General features: G+C 71.9%; 20 protein-coding genes and 1 pseudogene. 9 read left to right on the forward strand and 12 right to left on the reverse strand.

Annotated features, from left to right (window positions below; genetic code table 11):
* Positions 1-46: 46 nt before the first annotated feature.
* Positions 47-1,558, reverse strand: a complete 1,512-nt coding sequence (locus tag ACIRJP_RS21995; protein WP_404176636.1) for an FG-GAP and VCBS repeat-containing protein — start codon at positions 1,556-1,558, stop codon at positions 47-49.
* A gap of 311 nt (positions 1,559-1,869) precedes the next feature.
* On the opposite strand from ACIRJP_RS21995, the pseudogene ACIRJP_RS22000 reads away from it, so the two are divergent.
* Positions 1,870-2,027: pseudogene (locus ACIRJP_RS22000) on the forward strand (D-xylose ABC transporter ATP-binding protein); the annotation flags it as partial.
* Here ACIRJP_RS22000 and ACIRJP_RS22005 read toward each other — a convergent pair.
* From ACIRJP_RS22005 to ACIRJP_RS22025, 5 genes are all read right to left on the reverse strand, one after another.
* Positions 1,977-2,444, reverse strand: coding sequence for a DUF1772 domain-containing protein (locus ACIRJP_RS22005; protein ID WP_404176639.1), 468 nt, complete (start codon positions 2,442-2,444; stop codon positions 1,977-1,979). The pseudogene ACIRJP_RS22000 and the gene ACIRJP_RS22005 overlap by 51 nt on opposite strands.
* Positions 2,445-2,522: 78 nt before the next feature.
* Positions 2,523-4,121 carry a VWA domain-containing protein gene (locus tag ACIRJP_RS22010; protein WP_404176641.1) on the reverse strand — a complete coding sequence of 533 codons (1,599 nt, stop codon included), beginning with the start codon at positions 4,119-4,121 and terminating at the stop codon, positions 2,523-2,525.
* A 132-nt stretch (positions 4,122-4,253) separates the two neighbouring features.
* Positions 4,254-5,132 carry an ABC transporter permease gene (locus ACIRJP_RS22015; protein ID WP_404176644.1) on the reverse strand — a complete coding sequence of 293 codons (879 nt, stop codon included), beginning with the start codon at positions 5,130-5,132 and terminating at the stop codon, positions 4,254-4,256.
* Positions 5,129-7,702 (reverse strand): alpha/beta fold hydrolase, encoded by a 2,574-nt coding sequence (locus ACIRJP_RS22020; RefSeq protein ID WP_404176691.1) that lies wholly within the window; start codon positions 7,700-7,702, stop codon positions 5,129-5,131. Before ACIRJP_RS22020 ends, ACIRJP_RS22015 begins: the two co-directional genes overlap by 4 nt.
* Positions 7,703-7,951: 249 nt before the next feature.
* Positions 7,952-8,674, reverse strand: coding sequence for a DUF981 domain-containing protein (locus ACIRJP_RS22025; protein ID WP_404176647.1), 723 nt, complete (start codon positions 8,672-8,674; stop codon positions 7,952-7,954).
* A 70-nt stretch (positions 8,675-8,744) separates the two neighbouring features.
* Between ACIRJP_RS22025 and ACIRJP_RS22030 the strand changes: the two genes are divergently transcribed.
* Positions 8,745-8,909, forward strand: a complete 165-nt coding sequence (locus ACIRJP_RS22030) for a DUF3103 family protein (RefSeq protein WP_404176694.1) — start codon at positions 8,745-8,747, stop codon at positions 8,907-8,909.
* Between the two features lie 59 nt (positions 8,910-8,968).
* Here the strand turns inward: ACIRJP_RS22030 and ACIRJP_RS22035 are convergent, their stop codons facing one another.
* A complete protein-coding gene (locus tag ACIRJP_RS22035; RefSeq protein WP_404176650.1) occupies positions 8,969-9,574 on the reverse strand; it encodes a DUF4291 domain-containing protein in 606 nt (201 codons plus the stop codon).
* 226 nt (positions 9,575-9,800) lie between these two features.
* On the opposite strand from ACIRJP_RS22035, the gene ACIRJP_RS22040 reads away from it, so the two are divergent.
* Both ACIRJP_RS22040 and ACIRJP_RS22045 read left to right on the forward strand, forming a co-directional pair.
* Positions 9,801-10,529 (forward strand): VC0807 family protein, encoded by a 729-nt coding sequence (locus tag ACIRJP_RS22040; RefSeq protein WP_404176652.1) that lies wholly within the window; start codon positions 9,801-9,803, stop codon positions 10,527-10,529.
* A 122-nt stretch (positions 10,530-10,651) separates the two neighbouring features.
* Positions 10,652-11,074: a hypothetical protein gene (locus tag ACIRJP_RS22045; protein ID WP_404176655.1), complete on the forward strand. Its 423-nt coding sequence runs from the start codon at positions 10,652-10,654 to the stop codon at positions 11,072-11,074.
* A gap of 63 nt (positions 11,075-11,137) precedes the next feature.
* Here the strand turns inward: ACIRJP_RS22045 and ACIRJP_RS22050 are convergent, their stop codons facing one another.
* Genes ACIRJP_RS22050 through iolC form a run of 5 tightly spaced genes read right to left on the reverse strand, consistent with a single transcriptional unit; the run spans position 11,138 to position 17,353 of the window.
* Entirely contained in the window at positions 11,138-12,637 is a 1,500-nt protein-coding gene (locus tag ACIRJP_RS22050) for a CoA-acylating methylmalonate-semialdehyde dehydrogenase (RefSeq protein WP_356078138.1), read from the reverse strand.
* Between the two features lie 12 nt (positions 12,638-12,649).
* A complete protein-coding gene (gene iolD / locus ACIRJP_RS22055) occupies positions 12,650-14,536 on the reverse strand; it encodes a 3D-(3,5/4)-trihydroxycyclohexane-1,2-dione acylhydrolase (decyclizing) (RefSeq protein WP_404176658.1) in 1,887 nt (628 codons plus the stop codon).
* Positions 14,533-15,417, reverse strand: coding sequence for a 5-deoxy-glucuronate isomerase (iolB, locus tag ACIRJP_RS22060; RefSeq protein ID WP_404176661.1), 885 nt, complete (start codon positions 15,415-15,417; stop codon positions 14,533-14,535). The genes iolD and iolB overlap by 4 nt, the downstream gene beginning before the upstream one ends.
* Positions 15,414-16,358: a deoxyribose-phosphate aldolase gene (locus ACIRJP_RS22065; protein ID WP_404176664.1), complete on the reverse strand. Its 945-nt coding sequence runs from the start codon at positions 16,356-16,358 to the stop codon at positions 15,414-15,416. Before ACIRJP_RS22065 ends, iolB begins: the two co-directional genes overlap by 4 nt.
* Positions 16,355-17,353, reverse strand: coding sequence for a 5-dehydro-2-deoxygluconokinase (iolC, locus tag ACIRJP_RS22070; protein WP_404176667.1), 999 nt, complete (start codon positions 17,351-17,353; stop codon positions 16,355-16,357). The genes ACIRJP_RS22065 and iolC overlap by 4 nt, the downstream gene beginning before the upstream one ends.
* A 206-nt stretch (positions 17,354-17,559) precedes the next feature.
* Here iolC and ACIRJP_RS22075 point away from each other — a divergent pair, with 206 nt between their 5' ends.
* The 5 genes from ACIRJP_RS22075 to ACIRJP_RS22095 form a co-directional block, all read left to right on the forward strand.
* On the forward strand, positions 17,560-18,528 hold the full coding sequence (locus ACIRJP_RS22075) for a sugar phosphate isomerase/epimerase family protein (protein ID WP_404176670.1): 969 nt from the start codon (positions 17,560-17,562) through the stop codon (positions 18,526-18,528).
* Between the two features lie 104 nt (positions 18,529-18,632).
* The gene (locus ACIRJP_RS22080; RefSeq protein WP_404176673.1) at positions 18,633-19,055 is read left to right on the forward strand and encodes a peptidoglycan-binding protein; all 423 of its coding nucleotides are present in this window, start codon (positions 18,633-18,635) and stop codon (positions 19,053-19,055) included.
* A gap of 86 nt (positions 19,056-19,141) precedes the next feature.
* Entirely contained in the window at positions 19,142-19,585 is a 444-nt protein-coding gene (locus ACIRJP_RS22085) for a PrsW family glutamic-type intramembrane protease (RefSeq protein ID WP_404176676.1), read from the forward strand.
* 90 nt (positions 19,586-19,675) lie between these two features.
* Positions 19,676-19,984 carry a heavy-metal-associated domain-containing protein gene (locus ACIRJP_RS22090; protein ID WP_404176679.1) on the forward strand — a complete coding sequence of 103 codons (309 nt, stop codon included), beginning with the start codon at positions 19,676-19,678 and terminating at the stop codon, positions 19,982-19,984.
* Positions 19,985-20,064: 80 nt separating this feature from the next.
* Positions 20,065-21,536 (forward strand): heavy metal translocating P-type ATPase (locus ACIRJP_RS22095; RefSeq protein WP_404176682.1); only part of this gene is annotated, 1,472 nt, incomplete at its 3' end.

Consider the following 21,536-nt stretch of genomic DNA (forward strand, 5'->3'; position numbering starts at 1 on the left):
CGGGGTAGGGCCGGCCCTACCCCGGGGCGGGATCGCGGGATCAGGATCAGCGGTTGAAGGACGATCCCAGCGCCGCGTTCGTTCCCACGGTGCCGAGCGCTCCGTGGCCGAAGGTGAACGAGCCCTTGGCCACCGGGCCGGACGCCGCGGTCGGGAAGATCCACAGGGAGCCGGCGTCCGTGTTCTCGCCGGGAGCGCCGACGGCCAGTTCGCTGCGGCCGTCGCGGTTGGCGTCGACCAGTTTGGCGGCGCCGCCGAACCGGTCGTTCGCCTCGGCCGCTCCGGGAACGTCCGCCGTGTCCTGGTTGAAGCCCACGGTGCCGGTCCCGGTCGGGCCGGACGCGGTGCCGGGGAGGACCAGGACCGAGCCCGCGTCCTTCGTCGTGCCGAGATCCTCGTAGGGGACGCCGACGGCGATGTCGCCGTAGCCGTCGCCGTTCATGTCGCCGATCGACACCGAGGCGCCGAAGCCGTCGCCCCGCTCGGCGGCGCCCGGGACACCGGCGCTGTCCTGGTTGAAGACCTTGGCCCGGTCGCCCCGTGGGCCGTTCGCGCCGCCCGGTACGTAGGTGATCATGCCGCCCTTTGCGAGCGGGAGGTCCAGGTCGCTGTCGTAGCCGTCGACCGGGCGGCCCACGACGAGGTCGGCGTACTTGTCGCCGTCGATCCGGCCGGCCGTGATGGTCTCGCCGCCCTGGAGGCGGTAGCCGTTGGCCGCGTTCACGGTGGTGTAGTCCTCGGCGAGGCCGGTGGCGCCGCCGTCGCGGACGAGGATGCGGCGGGCGTCGTACTCGTCGCCGTCGTGGACGACGCCGGCCAGGTCGTCGTGGCCGTCGCCGTCGAAGTCGCCCGCGGTGATGTCCATGTAGCGCAGGTCGTCCATGTCGCGGATCTCCCTGGCGGGGGCCGCGGTGCTGCCGTCGCGCTTGAACGGGCCCGACAGGACATAGGTGTTGTGCATGCCGACCGTGACGATGTCCATGGCGCCGTCGCCGTCGAAGTCGCCTGCCGCGGTCCTGGCGCCGACCTCGTCGTACAGCTCGTCGCCGGTCAGGAGGGTCGCGCCGCCGGAGAGCCCCTGCGCGCCGCCCCAGATCACGGTGAGCGAACCGGCGGACCCGGCCGAGCCGATCTTCTCGTTGCCCGCGCCGACCACGAGGTCGCTGTATCCGTCCTTGTCGAGGTCGGCGGAGACCATCGAGCCACCGAACGCGTCACCGGCTTCGGAGGAATCCGGTATGCCGGGCGAGTCCTGGGTGAAGACCTGCTTGGTGGAGGTCCGCGGCCCGTTCCCGGAGCCGTACACCACGGCCACGTAACCGGCCTTGGCCTTGCCGTCGACGGTGGCGCCGGGCGCGGTGAACGCCAGGTCCGGATAGCCGTCCCCGTTGAAGTCGTCGCGGCGCGGGACCGGTGCGGGCACGGCCCCGTCCGCGGACGCCGACACCGAGGTCGCGGCGCGGTCGGGCGTCGCCGCCTGGGCGGCGGGGAAGGTGATCACGGCGGTCGCCACGGTGATGGCGAGCACCACGGTGGTTCCTAGCGCGCGGGATGCCACATGGGCTCCTTCGTTCGGGTGTGGGAGGTTGGTGTGAGTCCGAGATCCGGCGTACGCGGATGGTCCGGTGCGGCGGTACGGCACCGGTGCTTCGCAGAGTCAGACCCGCGGTGGCGCACGGCGGTTGCGTTCACACGGCAACCGTCACAGCTCCTCCACCCGGGCCCCTGCCGGGCGGGTACGGAACAGGGACGCCACCGCACCATTGACGGTGCCAGCGATCCCCGCCGAGCTTCCGAGTCCCTCATTGAATCCTTTCACGGCGTGGGGAACCGCGTTCCATCGGTGCGTGCCTCCGCTGAGGAGCCCTCATGAACCAGTTCGCCGAGGACCCGGCCCCGGACCCCGCCGCCCCGGTCCTGGCACTGAAAGAAGCGAGCAAGTCCTTCGGCGCCGTACGGGCCCTGCACGACGTGGACTAGAACTCCGCCCCGACCACGGCCAGCAGGGCGAACCCGGCGAGGGCCAGCAGCGTCCTGACCCGGTGGAGCCGGTTCCAGCGGGACTCGAACGCGGCGCGGGCCGCGCTGTCGTCGCCGCCCTCGGACTCCGCGAGCGCCTTGTTGAGCGGGATGTTGCCGGCGATCGTGATCAGGTGGCCGGCGACCGCGCAGACCAGCGCCGCGACGGCGAGCACCCGGTCCCTGCCGCCGTCGCCGCCGATGGTCACGACGGCCGGGAACGCGATCACGCCGAGGAAGAGGACCAGGAACGCCGGTCCCGGCACCTTTTCGTTGAACCGGCGCATGGCGTCCGCGAACCGCTCGTCGGGCAGCGCGGCGATGCCCGGCATGACCGCGATCAGGAAGGTCAGCATGAATCCGGCGTAGAGGCCCGTCGTGATCACGGCGAGCGCCAGGAACAGGGAGGACAGGGAAGAGGACATGAGGCACATCATGTCCTCGGCGGGCGGGCCGCCGCCCCCCGTTCGGTCCAGCCGGTCCGATCGGCCCGGTCGGCCCGGTCAGCCCAGTTCGCCCTCCGGTGCTTCGTCCGAACCACCGTCTCCCGGGCCGTTCTTGAGCCGGTCGGCCTGTCCGATCATGGTCGCCAGTTTCTCCACCGAGTCGTCCTCGGTCTCGGCGGCCAGCTTCCTCGCGTGCGAGGACAGCACGCCGAGGCCCGGCGCGCCCGGCAGCTCCTCGCCGCGCAGCTCCTCGGCGAAGTAGGCGGCGACCGCGGTCACTTGGAGGCGCTTGCTGTCCCCGCTCCACAGCGGTCCGTCGATCGCACCCGTCCCGACGGCGCCCTGCTGCTCGTGCGGCGCCCGGGTCTTCGGGTCCAGCCAGCGCACGGTCGCCGTGGCCACATGGCCCGACGCGCCCGCCCTGAGCCGTACGGCGTAGAGCGCGGTCACCGTGTGGCCGGGGCCGACCTCGCCGCCGTCGACCCGGTCGTTGCGGAAGTCCTCGTCGGCGACCTTGCGGTCCTCGTACCCGATGAGCTTGAACTGCTTGACGGTCTTGGGGTCGAAGGCGACCTGGGCCTTGGCGTCGCGCGCCGTCAGTTCGAGGTGGGCGGGCAGCTGGTCGACGAAGACCTTGCGGGTCTGGTCCTTGTCGGCGATGTAAGTGGTGTGGCCGTCGCCCTTGTTGGTGAGCTGCTCCATGAACGCGTCGCCGTATTCGCTGCCGACGCCGACGCCGAAGAGGGTGATGCCGTGGTCGCGGCGGGCGGAGCCGATGCGTTCCAGGATGGCTTCGGCGTCCGTCTCGCCGGTGTTGGCGAGAGCGTCGGAGAGCAGCACGACCCGGTTGTTGGCGCCCTCGACGCGGCCGTCGACCGCCTCGTCGTACCCGCGGCGGATGCCGGCTTCCACATTGGTGGAGTCGGTGGGTTCCATGGAGTCGACCCGCTCGCGGATCCTGCCCCGGTGGTCGCGCAGCCGGGTCATCGGCAGCAGGGTCCTCGCCTCGTCGCTGAAGGTGACCAGGGAGACCGAGTCGTCGTCGCGGAGTTCGTCGGTGAGGATGTCCAGGGACTCCTTCACCAGGTCGAGGCGGCCCGCCTCGGCCATCGAGCCGGAGATGTCGACGACGAAGGTGAGCGCGGCGGGCGGGCGTTCGTCACGGGTGGGGGCGGCCCGGGTGGCCAGCCCGACCCGCACCAGCGACCAGTCCCCGTCCTTGTCCCCGGCGCGGGCCCCGTCGACGTTCACGGTGAAGCCGTTGCCGTCCGGGCGCCGGTAGCCCTGGCGGAAGCTGTTGACGAACTCCTCGGGCCGCACGGTGGACGGATCCGGCAGGCCGCTGTCGGCCAGGGTGCGGCGCGCGTAGCCGTACGAAGCGGTGTCGACGTCCAGGGCGAAGGTGGAGAGGTAGTCGGGCGGTGCGGACTCCCGCAGCCCGTCCTGCTTCTTCGCGCCGTCGCTCTCGGCACCGGCCGAGGCGGCGGGCGCCGGGCCCGGGAGCGCCCCGCCGCCCCGGCTGTCGGAGGTGGCCCTGTTCCCGTTCGACGTCCCCGAGCACCCGGTGAGCAGCACCCCGCCCGCCAGCAGCACCCCGAGTGCGCCCCGCCATTTCCGTACGCGCCGCCTGGTGTGTCCAGCCGTCCGGCGTTCCATCGCCTGCCCCCAACGTCGTCGTGTCAACACTTGTGAATGTGACGCGCGAGATGGCGCCGGGGAGCCGACGAAGACGTTGCGGAAGGATCTCGATGCGGCAACGAAGGCCGGGAAAGCGGCGGAAAGTCAAGGTCAGGACACGATGTCCTTACGACTGAACCCCCGGAAGGCCAGCGCGAACAGGATCAGGGCATACGTCACCGAGACCGCCGCCCCCTTGGTCATTCCGCCCCACTCCAGCTCCGGCTGGAGCGCGTCCGCCCAGGCGAACTGCCAGTGCGCGGGCAGGAATTCGCGCCAGGGGCCGAGTGCGGTGACGGCGTCCAGCACATTGCCGACGATGGTCAGCCCGACCGCGCCGCCGACCGCACCGAGCGGGGCGTCGGTCTTGGTGGACAGCCAGAAGGCCAGTCCGGCGGTGACCAGTTGGGACACGAAGACGAAGGCGACGACGAGTCCGAGCCGGGGCACGGTCTGCGAGACGGCGAGTGCTCCCCCGGTGGGCAGTTCGAGCGGCCCCCAGCCGTACGCGACGGCTCCCGCGGCCAGTGCGACGAGCGGCATCAGCACCATGGCGGCCAGGCTGAAGCCGAGCGCCACGACGAGCTTGCTCCACAGCAGCCTGGCCCGTGGCACCGGCGCCGCCAGCAGGTAGCGCAGCGAGGACCAGCTCGCCTCGGAGGCGACGGTGTCGCCGCAGAACAGCGCGATCGGGACGACGAGCAGGAACCCGGCCGAGACGAACAGGCAGGTCGCGGCGAAGTTCGCGGCGGACGCGGTCGCGGTGTCCATCAGGGTGATCCGGTCGCTGTCGCCGCCCCGCGAGCCCGGGGTGCCGCCGATCGCGAACGCGACGATCAGGATGAACGGCAGCGCGGCCAGCACGCCGCCCATGAGCAGGGTGCGGCGCCTGCGCAGCTGGCGCACCGCCTCGACGCGCAGCGGCAGGGTGTGCCGGGCCCGGTAGCCGGGGGCTTCGGCGCCCCCGGTGAGATCGACTGCGGCACTCATGCGGAGCCTCCGGAGATCAGGGTGAGGAACGCGTCCTCCAGGCGGCGGTGCGGTCCGACACCGGTCAACGGCACGTCCAGCCTGACCAGTTCGGTGATCAGCCCGGACGCGGTGGCGCCGTCGAGCCGTACCAGCAGTCCGGGTCCGTCGTCCGTGCGGACCGCCGAGCCGATTCCGGCGAGCGCGGCGATCTTCTCGACCAGCGGTTCTGGGACCTCCTGGGCGGTGGTGACGAGCAGCATGTCGCCGGAGCCGGTGATCTCGGCGACCGGGCCCGCCTGGACGAGCCGGCCCCGGTCCATGACCACGAGGTGGGTGCAGGACTGTTCGACCTCGGAGAGCAGGTGGCTGGAGACGATGACGGTCCGGCCCCCCGCCGCGTATCGGATCATCACGTCACGCATCTCGCGGATCTGGGGCGGGTCGAGGCCGTTGGTCGGTTCGTCGAGGATCAGCAGGTCGGGCATGCCGAGCATGGCCTGGGCGATGGCGAGCCGCTGCCGCATGCCCTGCGAGTACGTGCGGACGGCGCGGGCCAGGGCGTCGCCGAGCCCGGCGATCTCCAGGGCCTCCTCCATGTGCGCGTCCTCGGCGGGGCGTCCGGTCGCCTGCCAGTACAGCTCCAGGTTGGCGCGTCCGGACAGGTGCGGCAGGAAGCCGGCGCCCTCGACGAACGAGCCGACGCGGGAGAGCACGGGTGCGCCCGGCCGGATGGCCTGGCCGAAGACCCGGATCTCGCCGTCGTCGGGGGTGATGAGACCCATCAGCATGCGCAGCGTCGTGGTCTTGCCCGCGCCGTTGGGACCGAGGAGGCCGAGCACCTGCCCCTTCTCGACCCGGAAGGACAGGTCCTTCACCGCATACCGGTCGGCGGACTTGGCGTACTTCTTGGCCAGGCCGGTGATCTGGAGGGGTACGTCGGCCGACGCCGGGTCGGGTGCGGGTGTCGCGGTGCGGCGGCGGGCGGTGAGCAGCAGCAGGGCGGCGATCACGACGACGGCGGCGGCCGGGAGTCCCCAGGTCCACCACGGCAGGGTGGCCGGCGCGGTCTTCAGGGCGGGTGCGGTGGGGACGCTCAGCGGTCCGGCGGGGGTCACGGTGTACGTCGTCGGCTCGGCCGGTGAGGCATAGCCGAGGTCGGTGGCGGCCAGGACGAGGCGGAGCCGGTGCCCGGCGTCGAATCGGTGGTCGATGGCGGGGAGGGTCAGCCGGACCGGCTTGCCCTGCCGGTCGGGGGTGATCCGGAAGGGGGCGACGAGCTGGGAGGGCAGCAGCTGCTGCTTGCCGTCCGGGAAGACGTCGTACACCTTGCCGAACAGCACCGCGTTGCCGTGCCCGGCCTTGACGTCGACCTGGACGGCCGGCGAGCCGGTGACGCTCAGCGCCGCGTCCAGCGGGGCCGAGTCGAAGCGGGCGTACTGGCCGGGGAAGTCGATCGAGAGGCCGACGCCGAGGGAGGAGAGCTGGGCGAGGCCGCCGCCGATGCCGGGAACGGCGGAGATGGCGGGCGGGCCCGCCCCGGCGGGGTTGCGGAAAGCCTTGGTGCGGCCGGCGAGGGCGACGCTCTGTGTGCCGTTGCTCAGCCCCGGGTACGTATCGCTGCTCGCCCCGCGCACCAGGGTGGCCCCGTCGGTGGAGTCGATGCCTCCGGTGCGGGTGACACGGAAGGCGGGCCCGGTGTCGGCGCCCTTGTCGTCCTTCAGGTACCGGTCGAACCAGCTGCCGATGCGCCGGTGCACCCGGTCGGCCTCCAGGTCGCCGCCGTCGTGCCCGCCGGCGATCCAGTCGACGGCGACCCGTGCACCGTTGCCACTGATGGCCTTGGCCATGGCGTCGGCCTGGCCCAGCGGGAAGAGGGAATCGGACTGGCCCTGCACGATGAGCGCGGGCACCTCGATGCGGTCGGCGACGGCGCTCGGTGAACGCTCGGTGAGCAGGGCGCGTGCGGCGGCGTCGGGCATGCCGCTCACGGCGACCCGTTCGTACATCTCGCAGAGCCGCTTCTCGAACTTCTGGCAGCCGCCGCCGGTGGTGACGAAGATTCCGGCCCAGAGCTGCTTGAAGACCCCGTCGGGGAAGAGAGCGTCGGCGAGGTTCCAGTAGGTGATCTGCGGGGCGATGGCGTCGACCCGCTTGTCGTGCCCGGCGGCGAGGAGGGAGACGGCTCCGCCGTAGGAGGCGCCGGTGATGCCGACGCGGGGGTCGCCCTTCGCGTCGAGTTCCACCTCGGGCCGGTCCGCGAGCCAGTCGATCAGCCGGGACACGTCCGCGACCTCGCGGTCGGGGGCGTTGAGCCCGATGTTGCCGCCCGACTTCCCGAACCCGCGGGCGGACCAGGTCAGCACGGCGTACCCGGAGCGGGCCAACTGCTCGGCCTGCGCCCGCACATCGTCCTTGCTGCCGCCGAAGCCGTGCCCGATCAGCACGGCGGGCCGGCGCCCGGTGGAACCGGCGGTGAAGTACGAGGTGTCGATGGACACCCCGTCGGCCTCCATCATCCGGTCCTGGCGGTGCACGGCGGGTCCGCTGTCGTCGGCCGCGGCGTTCCAGGTGCCCGCGCCGGCCAGCACGGCGAGCGCCGCCAGGCCCGCGGCCCAGCGGCCGCGTCTGCCAAGCGGCAGCCGCCGCCACCTGGACCTGCTCGCTTCGGAAGTCTCCATGGTGCGACCCTAAGCGGGCCGCCACGGCAAGCGGCCAGCCACCAGGCGGAGGTCTCCGGCCTCCTTGCGGCGTACGGCATTCCACCGGAGTACTCCATGCGCGGTATACCGGACCGTACGCGGCAAAGGCCCGGCGGAGGTCCCCGGATACCGGGCGGCTCACATGGTGTTGACGATGAGGCCGATGTGGGTGAAGTAGTTGAGCCCGCCGAAGAGCAGGAACGCCAGACCTGCCAGCCCCCAGACGACACCGGTCACCTGGGCCAGCCGGCTCGACGGCCGGCGCAGCACGAACGGGAACAGCAGCGCGCCGATGCCCACCAGGACGTACAGCCCGGACATGAAGCTCGCCTCCAGGATCGGCCACCGCGCGAACTCCCCGGAGACGGGCTCCTCGGGCGGTGCAGCGAAGAGGGTGTACTTCCAGCCGGCGGCGGCGATGCCGAAGCAGGCGAGCCCGATCCCGAACACGAAGACGGAAATGGGCATGGCGACGCGTGCCGACCGTTCGATGCGTTCCGCGCTGTTGAGTTCGGCTCCGCGTTTCCAGAGGTAGAAGGCCGCGGAGAAGAGGAAAACACCGAAGGCGAGCGCCGGTTCGCCGAAGATGATGTTGTCGAACGGGAAGCCCTGCCCGGCGAGCGGCCAGGTCAGGGTCATGTGGAGGCCCGTGGTGACCAGGGTGAAGCCGAGGGCCCCGAAGGCGAGGACCCACCCTTCGGGGGTGATGGCGCGTCCGGGCTTGAGGAGCTGGCGCCCCAGCGCCACCACGAGCAGCAGCCCCGCGCCGGCGGCCACCGACATGATCGTGTTGTACGTCGGCATCCTGGCCCAGTCGATCTTCAGGCCGGACACCGCCAAGGGGATGACATGGTGGATCATCCCGGGAGCGTATCGGTGGATATGTGACTGATGCGGCATTTGCTCCGCTCACCCGAGCGCGTACATCCCGCTGGTCGACGCGCTGCTCGACGCCATCCCCGCCAACTGGTGGACCGACGACCCGGACTACGTCGAGTCCTGGTACACCCTGGCCAAGAGCAGCAGCGGCCGGCGCAACGGCGCCACGGGCAACGGCTGGATGACCGTCTCGCCGTACCACGTGCCGGAGCTCTGACCACTCGCGCCATCACGGGCCGGAGCATGCGCGAAGCGCGTGCCGCGCATGCTCCGGGGTCAGGCCGCCGCCCGCGCCGGGAGCGGGACGCCGCCCGGCGGGTACGGCGACTCGTGGGGCAGGAGCGCCGCCGCCTCGTCGAGCCGTCCGTCACGGACCAGTTGATGGACCTGCCGGGCGAGCGGGGTGACATCGCGGATGGACACCGTCCACTCGTCGGCGTACCGCCGTGACGCCTCGCCGGACAGCCCGAGCTGGAGGGAGCGGTACGGCAGCCGGTTCAGGTGCAGGTCGCGCTCGGGGTCCCACTGGACGCGGGCCGGGGCGCGGCGCAGGTCGCGCTGCCAGGTGGCGCGGTCCGGGTGGACTCCACGGACGTAGTGGGAGAGTTCGGCGTGCTCCAGGGCCCAGTCGAAGCCCTCGCGGGTGATCTCGACGGCCAGCACGGTCTCCTGACCCTCCTTCAGCCCCCAGTCGCAGCGGTACATCATCCACAGGAAGCTCGGCTTGATCCATGTCATGCGGTCGCGCTTCCAGGCTCCGGGGAAGCGCCCGTCACGGACGGCGGGACCGCCGATGAGGGGTGAGTACGCCTGGTAGACGGTGACGGTGGTGTCCGTGTGCTGGGCGCGGATCTCGTACTGCGGCCTGGTCAAAGCGGTCATGGCCCCATCAGAACACCGCTCCGGCGGGCGCGGCGAACGGTTTACGGCCTACCGGAGTCCGGGCTCCGCTCAGTGGTGGACGGGTCTGTCACCGACGGGCACTGACATCCGTCATACGGAGCCCGGTACACGCGGCTCTGCCGGGCAACGGGCCCCGGCGGCCAGTCTGTACGTATCGAGAGCGGGGCCGGGAAGGCACCGCCGACACTCGGGAGAGGAACTCCTCATGACCAGCCCGGCCGTCACCGTCACCGCCCCGGTCGCAGTTGCTCCGGCCGCCACCGCTCCGCACGCGCCGCGCAATGCCCTGCTGGACAGCCTGATGCCGCTGCTGGTGGATGTGGCGGTGCCGCTCGCCTCGTACTACGCGCTGAAGGCGGCGGGTCTGAGCACCTTCGCCGCGCTGGCCTGGAGCAGTGTGCTGCCGGCCGTGCGCACCGGGTGGAGCGTGCTGCGCAGGCGCCGGCTCAACGGGCTGGCGGCGCTGATCGTGACGGTCAACTCGGTGAGCCTGCTGACCAGCCTGATCGTCGGCGATCCGCGGTTGATGCTCGCCAAGGACAGCGGGGTGAGCAGCATCATCGGGCTGGTGATCCTGGTGACCGCGCTGAAGGGGCAGCCGATGATGACCGCGGGGCTGCGGCCCGTGCTGGTCAAGGGCGATGCGGCCAAGGACGCCGCCTGGCAGCGGCTCGCGGCCGGCTCGGCGGCGTTCCGGCGGGCGGAGATCCGGTTCTCGGGGGTGTGGGGTACGGCGCTGCTGGGCGAGTGCGTGGTGCGGGCCGTGGGTGCCTACTGGCTGCCGGTGGAGACGATGGTGTGGCTCGGCACGGTGATCATGGTGGTGACGATGGTGTTCGCGTTCATGGTCTCGGGCCGGGTGGGCGCGGTCCCGATGCAGGGCATGATCGCCGAGGAGACCGGGGCGGAGAAAACGGCGCGGACCGCGCGCTGACCGGCCACGGGGTGCCCGCTCGATTACTTCTGAGGTAATTGAGCGGGCACCTGCGCGTTCCTACTGTTCCCACACGGCCGTGCGTTCCCCGCACGGCCGCATGACAACGGAAGGTAGGCCCCATGATGTCGTCCCAGAACGCGAGTGCGGTCCGGCCGACGGACACCGCCCGTTCCGACCGGCTGCTCCGGTTCGCCCTCGTCTCGGACGTGCTCCTCACCGGGGCGAACGGCATCGGCTATCTCGCGCTCGCCACGGTCCTGGACTCGTTCCTCGGCGTGCCCCGCTCGGTGCTCTACCCGGTCGGGGTGTTCCTCGCCGTGTACGCCCTGTGGGTGCTGACCGTCTCCCGCCAGGAGGACATCGGCCGCGGCGCGGTCGCCCTCATCATCGCCCTGAACACGGCGTGGGCCGTGGCCGGTGTGGTGATGGTCGCGGTGGACGCGCTGACCGCCACGGGCGTCGGCGACTTCTGGATCGTGTTCCAGGGCCTCGCGGTGGCGGGGATGGCCGCGCTCCAGTACGCGGGGCTGCGGCGGCTGTGAGACGGCGACGGGCCGTACGGACGCGGGGCGCGTCCGTACGGGCCGTCGGGGCCGGGCCGTTGATCAGTGGTTGCGGGGGAAGCCCAGGTCCACACCGGCCGGGGCGTCGGCCGGGTCCGGCCAACGGGTGGTGACGACCTTGCCGCGGGTGTAGAAGTGCACGCCGTCGTTGCCGTAGATGTGGTGGTCGCCGAAGAGGGAGTCCTTCCAGCCACCGAAGGAGTGGTAGCCCACCGGCACCGGGATCGGCACGTTGACGCCGACCATGCCGGCCTCGATCTCCAGCTGGAAGCGGCGGGCGGCGCCGCCGTCGCGGGTGAAGATCGCGGTGCCGTTGCCGAACGGCGAGGCGTTCATGAGGGCGACGCCCTCCTCGTACGTCTCGGTGCGCAGGACGCACAGGACCGGGCCGAAGATCTCGTCCTTGTACGCGTCCGAGTCGGTGGACACGTTGTCGAGGAGGGAGAGGCCGATCCAGTGGCCGTCCTCGAAGCCCTCGACGGTGAAGCCGGTGCCGTCCAGGACGACGTCGGCGCCCTGGGCGGCGGCGCCCGTGACGTAGGAGGCGACCTTGTCGCGGTGGGCGGCGGTGATCAGCGGGCCCATCTCGGACGTCGGGTCGTTGCCGGGGCCGATCTTGATCTTCTCGGCGCGCTCCTTGATCTTCGCGACGAGCTCGTCGGCGATGGAGCCGACCGCGACGACCGCGGAGATCGCCATGCAGCGCTCACCGGCGGAGCCGTACGCGGCGGAGACGGCGGCGTCGGCCGCGGCGTCGAGGTCCGCGTCCGGCAGCACCAGCATGTGGTTCTTCGCACCGCCGAGCGCCTGGACGCGCTTGCCGTTGGCGGAGGCGGTGGCGTGGATGTGGCGGGCGATCGGAGTGGAGCCCACGAAGGAGACCGCGGCGACGTCCGGGTGGTTCAGCAGCCCGTCGACGGCGACCTTGTCACCGTGCAGGACGTTCAGCACACCGTCCGGCAGACCGGCCTCGGAGGCCAGCTCGGCCAGCAGGTTGGCGGCCGAGGGGTCCTTCTCGCTGGGCTTGAGTACGAAGGTGTTGCCGCAGGCGATGGCCAGCGGGAACATCCACATCGGCACCATGGCCGGGAAGTTGAACGGGGTGATGCCCGCGACGACGCCGAGCGACTGGCGGATCGAGGAGACGTCGACCCGGTTGGAGACCTGGGTGGACAGCTCGCCCTTGAGCTGGGTGGTGATGCCGCACGCAAGCTCGACGATCTCCAGGCCGCGGGCGACCTCGCCCAGCGCGTCCGAGTGCACCTTGCCGTGCTCGGCGGTGATCAGCGCGGCGATGTCGTCGCGGTGGGCGTCGAGCAGCGCCCGGTAGCGGAACAGGACCGCGGTGCGGGCGGCCAGCGAGGACGTGCCCCAGGTGGCGTAGGCGTCCTTGGCGGCGGCGACCGCGGCGTCGACCTCTTCGAGGGAGGCGAGCGCGACCTGGGTGGTGACGGCGCCGGTGGCCGGGTCGGTGACCGGGCCGTAGTTGCCCGAAGCGCCCTCGACGGTCTTGCCACCGATCCAGTGGTTGACGGTCTTCATGACAGAACTCCTTCAGAGGTGGGGGCGTCGGTCGGCGACGTGACGTTCGTACACTTCCCGGGCTTTCACGGCCGGCGGCCGGGTGGCCGTCTCGGCTACGGGAACATCCCACCACGCCTGTGCCGGAGGGGGGCCCGACACAGTGTCTGCCGTTTCGGTCTCGACGTAGACACAAGTAGGACGGTCCGCGGCACGTGCCTCGACGAGGGCTTCGCGCAGGTCACGCACCGTCCTGGCGCGCAGCACCCGCATGCCCAGCGAGCCGGCGTTGGCCGCGAGATCGACGGGGAGCGGAGGTCCGGTGAACGTGCCGTCCGCCGCCCGGTGCCGGTAGGCGGTGCCCAGGCGCTCGGCGCCGACCTGCTCGGACAGGCCGCCGATGGACGCGTAGCCGTGGTTCTGGAGGACGACCAGCTTCACCGGGAGTTCCTGCTGGACGGCGGTGACGATCTCGGTGGGGTTCATCAGATACGTGCCGTCGCCGACCAGCGCCCAGACGGGACGGCCGGGGGCGGCGAGCTGCACCCCGATCGCGGCCGGGATCTCGTAGCCCATGCAGGAGTAGCCGTACTCCACGTGGTACTGGTGCGGGGAGCGGGCCCGCCAGAGCTTGTGCAGGTCGCCGGGGAGCGATCCGGCGGCGTTGATCAGGATGTCGTCCTCGGTGACGAGGGCGTCGAGGAGGCCGAGGACCTGGGCCTGGGTGGGCCGGGCGTGCGGGTCCGGGGCGGTGAACGCGGCGGTGACTCGCCGCTCCCACTTCTCCTTGGCGTCGGTGTACTCCGTCTCGTAGGCGGGGTCGACCCGGTGGTTGCGGGCGGCGAGCGCGGTGGTGAGGGCTTCGAGGGCGGCGCGGGCGTCGGCGACGAGCGGGAGGGCGCCGAGCTTGTGGGCGTCGAAGCCGGTGATGTTGATGTTGAGGAAACGGACCGTCGGGCCGGCGAAGAGCGTGCCGGAGGCGGTGGTGAAGTCGGAGTAGCGGGTGCCGATGCCGATGACCAGGTCGGCGGTGCGGGCCAGCTCGTCGGCGGTCGCGGTGCCGGTGTGGCCGATGCCGCCGACATCGGCGGGGTGGTCATGGCGCAGCGAGCCCTTGCCGGCCTGGGTGGCGGCGACCGGGATGCGGGTGGCGGCGGCGAACGCGGCGAGGCTCTCCTCGGCGGCGCTGTGGTGGACCCCGCCGCCCGCCACGATCAGCGGCCTGCGGGCGGTGCGCACCGCCCGTACCGCCCGGTCGAGCTCGTGCGGATCGGGGGCGGGGCGGCGTACGTACCAGACGCGCTCGGCGAAGAACTCCGTCGGCCAGTCGTACGCCTGCACCTGCACGTCCTGCGGCAGCGCGAGCGTCACGGCGCCGGTCTCCGCCGGGTCGGCGAGGGTGCGCATGGCCTGGAGGGCGGCCGGGACCAGGGCCTCGGGGCGGGTGATCCGGTCGAAGTAGCGGGAGACGGGGCGCAGGCAGTCGTTGACGGAGATGTCGCCCGCGGACGGGACTTCGAGCTGCTGGAGCACGGGGTCGGCGGGCCGGGTCGCGAAGGTGTCGCCGGGCAGGAGGAGGACGGGGAGGTGGTTGATTGTGGCGAGGGCGGCGCCGGTGACGAGGTTGGTGGCGCCGGGGCCGATGGAGGTGGTGACGGCTTGCGCGCAGAGCCGGCCCGACTGGCGGGCGTAGCCGACGGCGGCGTGCACCATGGCCTGCTCGTTGCGGCCCTGGAGGTAGGGCATCGCGCGGCTCGACTCGACGAGCGCCTGGCCGATCCCGGCGACGTTGCCATGGCCGAAGATGCCCCAGGTGGCGCTGATCAGGCGCTGTCGTCGGCCGTCGCGCTCGGTGTACTGGCGGGCCAGGAAGGCCACCAGGGCCTGGGCGGTGGTGAGGCGGCGGGTGGTACGGCTCATGGGCGCGGCTCCGTCCCGTAAAAGGGGAGTCTGGGGTCCACCGGCTGGGCGGGCCAGGTGTCGCGGATCCAGCCGTGGTCCGGGTGGTCGCTGATCAGCCACTCCCGCTGCTCCCCCGGGCCCGCCATCACGTTGAGGTAGTAGAGGGTGCGGCCGGGGGAGGCGATGGACGGGCCGTGCCAGCCGTCGGGGATCAGGACCGCGTCGCCGCTGCTGACCTCGGCGAGGACATCCGTACCCCCGAGGCGGGAGGGCGAGACCCGGTGGTAGCCGAGGCCGTCGTGCTCCACCTCGAAGTAGTAGATCTCCTCCAGCACGGACTCGACGCCGGGGCGGTGCTCGTCGTGCTTGTGGGGTGGGTAGGACGACCAGTTGCCGCCGGGGGTGAGCACCTCGACGGCGATCAGCCGGTCGCACTCGAAGGTGTCGGCGGCGGCGAAGTTGTTGACCTGTCGGGAGCAGTTCCCGGAGCCGCGCAGCTCGACGGGTACCTCCGGCGCGGGACCGTAGCGAGCGGGGAGTCGTCGCTCGCACTTCGCTCCTGCCAGGGCGAAGCGGCCTCCAGCGCCGGAGGCGATCTGTGCACGGGCCTCACGCGGTACGTATGCGAAGTCGGATACCCCGCTGAACACGCTTTCCCGGCCCAGCAGTTCAAAGATCTCACCTGAGGCGTGCACCGTACAGCCACCGGTCAACGGCAGAACGATCCACTCGCTCTCCCCGGTGACGAGTGTGTGAACTCCGCCCGGTTCGAGTTCGAGGACCCGCAGGCTGGACCGGTCCCAGCCGGCCCGCGCCGGGTCGATGTCGAGGGCGTAGGAGCCGCTGGCCGTGCTCCCGGCCTTCAGGTGGTGGCGCGATCCGTCGCCGGTCGTGGTCATGCTCTCGGCTTCCTCTCTCCCGGCCCCGTTCCTCCCGGCCCTGTTCTTCTCGGCTCCAGCAGTGAGACGGCCGTGTCCACGGCCGCGGCCACCTCTCCGTCGGCCGGGTAGAGCAGCGAACGCCCCACCACCAGCCCCTGGACGGTCGGCAGTCGAAGTGCCGCGCGCCATTTCTCGAACGCCCCGTCCAGGTCGTCGCCCACCTCCCCGCCCAGCAGCACCGCGGGCAGCGTCGACGCCTCCATCACCCGGGCCATGTCGTCGGGGTTCTCGGTGACGGGGACCTTGAGCCAGGTGTACGCGGATGTCCCGGCGAGCCCGGACGCGATGGCGATCGAGGTGGTGACCGCTTCCGCGCCGAGGTCGTTGCGGACGTGGCCGTCGGTGCGGCGGCAGAGGAACGGTTCGACGAAGACCGGCAGCCGGTGCGCGGCCATGGCATCGATGGCGCGGGCGGTGGCGTGCATGGTGTCGAGCGAGCCGGGGTCGTCGTAGTCGATCCGGAGCAGCAGTTTGCCCGCGTCGAAGCGGAGCCGGGCGAGGTCCTCGGGGCGGTGGCCGGTGAACCGGTCGTCCAGTTCGAAGGCCGCGCCCGCGAGTCCGCCGCGGTTCATCGAGCCGATGACGACCTTGTTCTCCAGCGCGCCGAGCAGCAGCAGGTCGTCGAGGATGTCGGCGGTGGCGAGCACTCCGTCGACGCCGGGGCGGGAGAGGGCCAGGCGGAGCCGTTCCAGCAGCTCGAAGCGGTTGGCCATGGCCAGTGCGCGGTCGCCGACGGCGAGCGAGCCGCGGGCCGGATGGTCCGCCGCGATGATCATCAGCCGGCCGCCCCGGCCGACGAGGGGGCGTCTGCGGCGCCGGGCGGCGGCCTCCGCGACGGCCTCGGGGTGGCGCATGCGCAGCTGGACGAGTTCGGAGACGGAGGAGGCCGGGGGTGTCATGGGGTCGCTCCGGTGGGGCGGGAGGTGACGGCGCCTTCGGTCAGGGCCGCTTCGACTTCGTACGGGAACGGCATGGCGGACGAGCAGGCGAGCCGGGAGGCGACGATGGCCCCCGCCGCATTGGCGTACCGCATGATGCGCCGGGTCTCCCAGCCCGCGAGGAGCCCGTGACAGAGCGCTCCGCCGAAGGCGTCGCCGGCGCCGAGGCCGTTGACGACGTCGACGGGCAGCGGCGGCACTTCGGCCACCGTGCCGTCGCGGTGGACGGCGAGCACACCTTCGGGGCCCTGTTTGACGACGGCGAGTTCGACGCCGGCGCGGATCAGCGCGCGGGCGGCCGCGTGCGGTTCGCGCTCGCCGGTCGCGATCTCGCACTCGTCGATGTTGCCGACGGCGACGGTGGCGAGGGCGAGCGCCTCGCGGTAGCGGGCCGTGGGGGCGGAGCCGGGCGCGGATTCCTCCGTGGTGTCCCAGAACATCGGGCGCCAGTCGAGGTCGAAGACGGTGATGCCGCGGCGGTCGCGGGCGCGCAGCGCGGCGAGGGTCGCGCAGCGGCTCGGTTCGGCGCACAGCCCGGTGCCGGTCATCCAGAAGACCCGGGCGGACCGGATCGCCGCGAGGTCCAGCTCCGGGGTGCGGATCTCCAGGTCGGGGGCCTTGGGCTGCCGGTAGAAGTAGAGGGGGAAGTCGTCGGGCGGGAAGATCTCGCAGAAGGTGACCGGTGTCGGATACGCGTCGACGGCCGTGACCCACCGGTCGTCCACCCCGAACTCCCGCAACTGGTGGTGGAGATACTCCCCGAAGGCGTCCCGTCCGGTGCGCGTCACCACCGCCGTCCGGCGGCCGAGCCGGGCCGCCGCGACGGCCACGTTGGACGGCGAACCGCCGAGGAACTTCCCGAAGGTTTCGACCCGGGCCAGTGGCAGACCGGTCTGGAGGGGGTAGAGATCCACACCGATGCGGCCCATGGTGATGACGTCGTACCGCTCAGGCATGACCATCCCTTCGACCGCCGTCCGGGGCGACTTCCCCAGGTCCAGCGCCCCTCGTCCGGAACATGCCGGGCTCGCGTGCCCCGGTCCCTGATCCGGCCTGATCCGGACGAAGGACGCTAGCCCTCCCCTGGAACCGTGTCAATGCTTTGTCCGGACATACGGACGAATGATTGACAGCCGCTCCCCCGGCCGGAACCCTGGACGGCATGACCTCCTCCGCAGTGGCCCCGGCCCGTATCCGCATCGGTTCGGCACCCGACTCGTGGGGGGTGTGGTTCCCCGACGATCCGCTCCAGGTGCCCTGGCGGCGCTTCCTCGACGAGGTCTCCGAGGCGGGTTACGAGTGGATCGAGCTCGGCCCGTACGGCTACCTCCCGACCGACCCGGTCCGCCTCGCCGACGAGACCCGCCGCCGGGGGCTCTCGGTCTCGGCCGGGACCGTTTTCACCGGATTGCACCATGGAGCGGGCGTCTGGGAACGGACCTGGGCGCATGTCGCCGACATCGCGGCACTCACCCGGGCGATGGGCGCCCGGCATCTGGTGGTCATCCCCTCGTTCTGGCGCGACGACAAGACCGGCGAGGTCCTGGAGGACCGCCGCCTCACCGCGCAGCAGTGGCGCGATCTCACCAGCCAGACAGAACGGCTGGGCCGGGAGGTGCTGGACCGTTTCGGGCTGCGCCTCGTCGTCCATCCGCATGCCGACACCCATATCGACACCGAGGAGAACGTCGCCCGTTTTCTCGACGCCACCGACCCGGACCTCGTCTCGCTCTGTCTCGACACCGGGCACTACGCCTACTGCGGCGGCGACAGCGTCAAGCTGATCGAGACCTACGGCGCACGGATCGGCTATCTGCACCTCAAGCAGGTCGACCCGGAGATCCTGGCCCGGGTCGTGGCGGACGAGGTGCCGTTCGGGCCGGCCGTGGCGCGGGGCGTGATGTGCGAACCGCCGGGCGGGGTCCCGGCCCTGGAACCCGTGCTGGCCGCCGCCCGCGCGCTGGACGTCGACCTGTTCGCCATCGTCGAGCAGGACATGTATCCGTGCCCGCCCGACAAGCCGTTCCCCATCGCCCGCCGCACCCGGGACTTCCTCCGCTCCTGCGGCGGGCCGGGGCGTGGGGCGGGCCGGGGCGTGGGGCGGGACACGCCGAACGGGCCGGGGACGTGACGTAGCGGCGGTGCGCGGGGTTGTCCTCGGTGAGAGGCGGGAGTGCGGCCCAGGTCGCGCCTCCGCCGCCGTACGCCACACCTCCGCACAAGGAGCAGCTCACCATGATCCGAAAGATGCTGCCGTCCCGCAGGACGGCCGCGGCCCCGGCACTGACCGCCGTCGCTCTGACCACGGTCGCCCTGGTCGCCGCCCTCGTCTCGGCGCCGGGGGCCTCGGCCGACGAGGACAACCCGGCACCGCCGCCCGGCTCCAGCCCGGTCTGCGTGTTCTACGACGGCGACCGGCCGACCTCATTCGGCGAGCGGGGCGATGAGGTCTCCCAGGTGCAGTGCCTGCTGGCCAACCGTCACTACCTGCGATGGTCCGCGGTCGACGGGACGTTCGGGGCCGAGACGCTCATCGCCGTGCAGCGCTTCCAGGCGGATCATCCACCGCTCGTGCCGGACGGCCGGGTCACGCCGGCCACCTGGTCGGCGCTCTGGCACGCGGGGCCGAACCGTGTGACCCCGCTGCCCTTCCCGTAACCCGCCGCCTTCCCGCGCAGCCCACGCTTCCTCCTGGCCCCGTACGGCGGCGAGCCGCCCCGTACGTCTTCAACGCCGCCGTCACCATGAAGGGCATCGACCTGCGCGCCCTGCTGGAGAGCGAGGTGCTGCGCGGGGTGCTCGCACCGTTCGGTCACGGACTCCGGACCGCGATCGCCGGCGGTGTACTGCTCTCGTTCCGGAAGCCGAACGGGCGTTTCCGCTTCGCCGCGCCCGTGATCGGCACCTATCTCGGCGTCGCCGTGCTGCACTCGCTCTGGGACTCGATGCACGGCATCGCGATCCGGCTGGTCGCCAGGATCACCGACACGGGCCTGAGCCGCGCGCTCTTCTCGCAGGGCTACATCCCGGCCCCCACCGGCGAGCAGCAGCATCTGTTCACCCTCTTCTCTGCCGGCGACCTCGTCGTGATCACGTTCGTCGCGCCGGCCTGGCTGCGGTCGCTGGCCCGCACAGCGCGGCATCCCCGAACCGGCGACCGGCGAGGCGCTCGCATTCATACCCCCTAGGGGTATAGTGTGGGACGTGTCGGGGCGCACCGGCCTCCCCCGGGGGCCCTGACGCCACAACCATTTGTGCTCGTCGAAGAGGAGAACACCATGACCGCCGAGACCCAGCTCCCCCAGGCCACCGGCTCCTGCTGCTCGCCCAGCGGCTCCTGCCACGACGGCGCGGACGCCGGTGCTCAGGCGGGCGGCGTGACCACTGTCTACCAGGTGTCCGGCATGACCTGTGGGCACTGCGAGGGCGCCATCTCCGACGAGGTCTCCGGCATCGAGGGTGTCACCTCGGTGAAGGCCGTGGCCGCCACCGGTCAGGTGACCGTCGTCTCCGAGGCCCCGCTGTCGGACGACGCCGTGCGCGCCGCGGTCGACGAGGCCGGCTACGAGCTCGTCGGCCGGGCCTGAACACCGTCGCTGCCGCCGGGCCGGACCTTCCAGCAGATACTGGTGGGGTACGGCCCGGTCGGCGTTTCAGGAGTTCGGACATGCACAGCGCAACAGAGGTCGCGGCCCGGACGGCGGAGGACTCGACCGCCGAGCTCACGATCGGCGGGATGACCTGCGCCTCCTGCGCGGCCCGCGTCGAGAAGAAGCTCAACCGGATGGACGGCGTCACCGCCACCGTCAATTACGCGACCGAGAAGGCCAAGGTCGCCTTCGGCCCCGGAACCGGCCTCGCGGATCTGATCGCCACGGTCGAGAAGACCGGTTACACGGCGCAGCCGGTACACCGTCCCGAACCGCCCGTGCCCGCGCCACCACCGGCGGCGACGGATACCCGCACCGGCACACCGGCCGAGGGCGAGGCCGACGACGAGGCCGGCGCTGGGACCTGGGCCAGTGCCGACACCGATGCCGGTACCGGTGCCGGTGAGCAGCAGGAAGCCGACCCGGCTCTCGCCTCGCTGCGGCAGCGTCTGATCGTCTCGGCCGTCCTCGCCGCCCCGGTCGTCCTGCTCGCGATGGTCCCGGCCCTCCAGTTCGACAACTGGCAGTGGCTCTCGCTCACCCTCGCCGCTCCCGTCGTCGTCTGGGGCGCGCTGCCCTTCCACCGCGCGACCTGGACCAACCTCCGGCACGGCGCGGCCACCATGGACACCCTGGTATCGATCGGCACACTCGCCGCCTTCGGCTGGTCCCTGTGGGCGCTCTTCCTGGGCGACGCGGGCATGACCGGGATGCGGCACGGCTTCGACTTCACCGTCTCGCGCGACGGCGCCTCCTCCACCATCTATCTGGAGGTCGCGGCCGGGGTCGTCACCTTCATCCTGCTGGGCCGCTATCTGGAGGCGAGGTCCAAGCGGAAGGCGGGCTCCGCCCTGCGGGCGCTGATGCACCTGGGCGCCAGGGACGTCTCCGTCCTCCGGGACGGTACGGAGGTACGCGTCCCCGTCGCCCGGCTCACCGTCGGCGACCGCTTCGTGGTCCGCCCGGGCGAGAAGATCGCCACCGACGGCACCGTCGCCGAGGGTGCCTCGGCCGTGGACGCGTCCATGCTGACCGGTGAGTCCGTGCCCGTGGAGGTCGGCGTCGGCGACCCCGTCACCGGGGCCACCGTCAACACCTTCGGCCGGCTCGTCGTGGAGGCCACCCGGATCGGCGCCGACACCCAGCTCGCCAGGATGGCGAAGCTCGTCGAGAACGCCCAGAACGGCAAGGCGGCGACGCAGCGCCTCGCGGACCGGATCTCCGCCGTCTTCGTACCTGTGGTGCTGCTGATCTCGCTCGTCACCCTGGCCGGGTGGCTGCTGCTCACGGACGACGTGACCGCCGCGTTCACCGCCGCCGTGGCCGTACTGATCATCGCCTGCCCCTGCGCCCTCGGCCTGGCCACCCCCACCGCCCTCATGGTCGGCACCGGCCGCGGCGCCCAGCTCGGCATCCTGATCAAGGGCCCGGAGGTCCTGGAGACCACCCGCCGCGTCGACACGATCGTCCTCGACAAGACCGGCACCGT

It is taken from the genome of Streptomyces sp. NPDC102437 (assembly GCF_044765565.1).
Classification (GTDB): Bacteria; Actinomycetota; Actinomycetes; order Streptomycetales; family Streptomycetaceae; genus Streptomyces.

What these genes read in the sequence shown, in the direction of transcription:
- ACIRJP_RS22010 (WP_404176641.1), bottom strand. Translation starts at nt 4,121, where the DNA reads ATGGAACGCCGGACGGCTGGACACACCAGGCGGCGCGTACGGAAATGG.
- ACIRJP_RS22080 (WP_404176673.1), top strand. Translation starts at nt 18,633, where the DNA reads ATGATCCGAAAGATGCTGCCGTCCCGCAGGACGGCCGCGGCCCCGGCA.
- ACIRJP_RS22015 (WP_404176644.1), bottom strand. Translation starts at nt 5,132, where the DNA reads ATGAGTGCCGCAGTCGATCTCACCGGGGGCGCCGAAGCCCCCGGCTAC.
- ACIRJP_RS22035 (WP_404176650.1), bottom strand. Translation starts at nt 9,574, where the DNA reads ATGACCGCTTTGACCAGGCCGCAGTACGAGATCCGCGCCCAGCACACG.
- iolC (WP_404176667.1), bottom strand. Translation starts at nt 17,353, where the DNA reads ATGCCTGAGCGGTACGACGTCATCACCATGGGCCGCATCGGTGTGGAT.
- iolB (WP_404176661.1), bottom strand. Translation starts at nt 15,417, where the DNA reads ATGACCACGACCGGCGACGGATCGCGCCACCACCTGAAGGCCGGGAGC.
- iolD (WP_404176658.1), bottom strand. Translation starts at nt 14,536, where the DNA reads ATGAGCCGTACCACCCGCCGCCTCACCACCGCCCAGGCCCTGGTGGCC.
- ACIRJP_RS22045 (WP_404176655.1), top strand. Translation starts at nt 10,652, where the DNA reads ATGATGTCGTCCCAGAACGCGAGTGCGGTCCGGCCGACGGACACCGCC.
- ACIRJP_RS22065 (WP_404176664.1), bottom strand. Translation starts at nt 16,358, where the DNA reads ATGACACCCCCGGCCTCCTCCGTCTCCGAACTCGTCCAGCTGCGCATG.
- ACIRJP_RS22005 (WP_404176639.1), bottom strand. Translation starts at nt 2,444, where the DNA reads ATGTCCTCTTCCCTGTCCTCCCTGTTCCTGGCGCTCGCCGTGATCACG.
- ACIRJP_RS22085 (WP_404176676.1), top strand. Translation starts at nt 19,142, where the DNA reads ATGAAGGGCATCGACCTGCGCGCCCTGCTGGAGAGCGAGGTGCTGCGC.
- ACIRJP_RS22075 (WP_404176670.1), top strand. Translation starts at nt 17,560, where the DNA reads ATGACCTCCTCCGCAGTGGCCCCGGCCCGTATCCGCATCGGTTCGGCA.
- ACIRJP_RS22090 (WP_404176679.1), top strand. Translation starts at nt 19,676, where the DNA reads ATGACCGCCGAGACCCAGCTCCCCCAGGCCACCGGCTCCTGCTGCTCG.
- ACIRJP_RS22025 (WP_404176647.1), bottom strand. Translation starts at nt 8,674, where the DNA reads ATGATCCACCATGTCATCCCCTTGGCGGTGTCCGGCCTGAAGATCGAC.
- ACIRJP_RS22040 (WP_404176652.1), top strand. Translation starts at nt 9,801, where the DNA reads ATGACCAGCCCGGCCGTCACCGTCACCGCCCCGGTCGCAGTTGCTCCG.
- ACIRJP_RS22050 (WP_356078138.1), bottom strand. Translation starts at nt 12,637, where the DNA reads ATGAAGACCGTCAACCACTGGATCGGTGGCAAGACCGTCGAGGGCGCT.